The following is a 2,751-nucleotide window of genomic DNA, read 5'->3' as shown; positions in this document are numbered from 1 at the left end:
CCGGATCGTACGATAGAGCGGCAAGAAATGACCGCTATTGGCGCAAGATTCCTGCATGAGAGGAAGCATTATTATTACCCTTCGAATCCGGAGGAGTACTTAAATCGATTTGTAGATAAAGAAACGGTATCCAAGTGGGCCAAGCCCACGATGTCCTTGGCGGTGAAGCAGCGCCTGATCGATGTTCCCGCCGATAAACAGATTAAAGCAAGAGAGGCGGTTACGCGCGGGGAAGCCGCACGAATGTTGTATCGACTTTATTTGCAGCTGTGACCTTACCATTTCCACATATTAATCGCTCTTTACTGTGGTTGTCCTATAAGTTGGTTTATTACCTGTGAGGGATAGTTGGGATTCAAAAAAGGTCGAGTTAAGGTTTAATTTCTACCTGAACTCGACCTTTTTGCTTCATTGTTGCCCACTGCAGCAAATTGTGGCAAGGGAAAGCCACCCATCTCAATGCTTACTTTCGACAAGCCTCGAAGCAGGGAGCGTCTAAATCCTCTATTATGTTCCAGCTGACCAGATACACTCTCTGGCTCGATCATTCGTCGAACCGACAGCGCGATTCCTTCGTCGCTTTTGAAAATTTAGGGAAAAGTGAAATCGAAGCAGCTATTAACCGATGAAAGGAAAGTAAGCAATATAGAAAAAAGAGGGGAACACGAAATTGAAAAAGATGGACAGGCAATCGGCTTACTGTTGGAAATCCCGAAAGCAGCATGGAGATCAACAATTACATTTCTAATGGAGGTCGACAATGAAACGATTAATGTCAGTGTTGCTATGCCTTATGTTAGTCCTTACAGCTCATTCAGGTTCGGTTCAAGCCAAAGGGAATAATGGAAGTGTCGTTAGCGAACAGCAATATACACGTATCGGCGAGGATTACGACATTCTTGACGAGAATGTGTTACTGGACAAAAAGGACGGCAGCATTTGGACTTGGGTCTTGAACAAAGATTATTTAGAAACTTTAGATTTCTATGTAGGTGAAATGTACCACATTCCTGGCTTGCAGGATGTGAAGCAATTTAGATACAAATCGCATGGGGTAGACAGCAGAGCTATTATTAACTACGTTGCGTTAAAAAAGGACGGAACGGTATGGTATTGGGATTCCAAAACTGGCGAAGCAGACGACACTATAATACATAGTCCTATGGTTACTCCTTCGATTATCAAAGACTTGAATGACGTAACTTCACTCGTCGCTGATTTCTTCGACAGTTCTAACTTCAAGACCTTGTTCGTATTAAAATCAGACGGTTCGGTGTGGAGTTGGGGAAGCGAAATGGGCAATGCCTCGTCGATTCCCATTCAATCCAAGCTGCTTGATGATGTCACATCCATAAGCTCGGCGAACGGTTTCGCATACGCGGTTAAAAAAGACGGTTCGGTGTGGAGATGGAGTACAAGTTCGTACCTTCCGGATTATATCTCGAAAAACAAAGGTCCCGAGCAGATCAAAGGACTTGTCAATATCGTCAACATACAGATAAGCAGTTATAAAAACTTTGCATTCAAGCAAGATGGCACGGTCTGGTCCTGGCCAGCGTATAATCCTGAAGCGATTCCCAAGCAATTAGACATAGCAACAGGCGCTCGAGCTATGGTTGAGTTTAGCATGATGTTGCGAGATCAACCATTAATAGATCAATTTATTGACACCATGTATTTTTTGCACACGGATGATCAGCTTTGGTCCGTGTACAACGACGATAAAGTATTCCCTGAGCTTACGGATATCGCTACCATATACCTTAAGCATCGGGACAAATATTCTACATGGTATTATGCTTTAAAAAAGGATCAGACTTTGTGGGCGTGGGATGATTATGATGCTTCCTTGCCAAAGCTTGTTGTGTTCACGAAAGGCATAGCAGCTGACATTCGTTCTGAGACAACAGAAATATTAAAAAGTAAACGTCCAAGCACAACACAAACCCCGAATGGTGAACGTTCTGGAACAACAGAAATACCAACTGAGAAGCGTCCTGAGGCAGTAGTTCAGCCAGAAAAACGAACATCTCCTGAAATCAGCTTGTATCCGTTCATCACGATGCTGCAGCCTGGCGAGCAACAGCCTATAGTCGCGAGCAATGTGGTTCCCGGAACTCGGATCACGTATACGATTGAGAATCCGGGCATCGGAACCTTGGCGAATGTAAATGGCGTACCGGTTGTGAAAGGGATCAACCCGGGACAAACCATTGTACGAGCTACCATTAGCAGACCTGGCTTACCGAATGAGACGACTTATGTATTGTTGTATGTCATGGGTGGCAGCATGCAGTCCAATACGTATCTCACAGCAGTCCGTTCACTTCCTGACATTGACAAGCAGAATCCGCAAATGGTGGAAGGCTTGACACAAGCAGGAGAACTTGTGATTACAGCTGCAAGCAGCGAGAAGCTGACTCCTGTTAACGGCCAATTTGTGATAACATCCGAGCTGCTTGCACGTTTAGCTGGAAATGCATCTAAGGAGAAGTCAGCAATACAGCAGACGCTATCAGAGAATAAGATTACACTTGTGAGAGAACTGATTGTGAATGCGGAAATTGTGACTGTATCCAATCAAAGTGAATATGTGTTCAAGCTTAATAAAGAAGGCTTAGTTGGCCGGAAGGATATTGACTATATTACCGTTCATGCAGGGGATGCGAAACTAGTATTCAATGTTGCGACCGCAGAGCGTCTGTTCCAATCGCAACCGTTTATCGTCATTCGTCTGGCGAAAGAGAGTAA

Annotated in this window: 2 protein-coding genes and 1 pseudogene; 2 read left to right on the top strand and 1 reads right to left on the bottom strand. The window is 44.4% G+C overall.

What is annotated here, in order from left to right:
• Nucleotides 1–273: S-layer homology domain-containing protein (locus ABN764_RS29425; RefSeq protein ID WP_446673831.1), on the top strand; the 273-nt coding region annotated here is incomplete at its 5' end.
• A gap of 135 nt (nucleotides 274–408) precedes the next feature.
• Here ABN764_RS29425 and ABN764_RS29420 read toward each other — a convergent pair.
• Nucleotides 409–584, bottom strand: a pseudogene (locus ABN764_RS29420) (transposase); the annotation flags it as partial.
• A 176-nt stretch (nucleotides 585–760) separates the two neighbouring features.
• On the opposite strand from ABN764_RS29420, the gene ABN764_RS29415 reads away from it, so the two are divergent.
• Nucleotides 761–2,751 (top strand): RCC1 domain-containing protein (locus ABN764_RS29415; protein ID WP_446673857.1); only part of this gene is annotated, 1,991 nt, incomplete at its 3' end.

The sequence above is a fragment of the Paenibacillus wuxiensis genome (genome assembly GCF_040195695.1).
GTDB classification, from domain to species: domain Bacteria; phylum Bacillota; class Bacilli; order Paenibacillales; family Paenibacillaceae; genus Paenibacillus_B; species Paenibacillus_B suaedae.
Note: the sequence above shows the minus strand (reverse complement) of the source record. Positions and strands in the feature narration are given on the sequence as shown.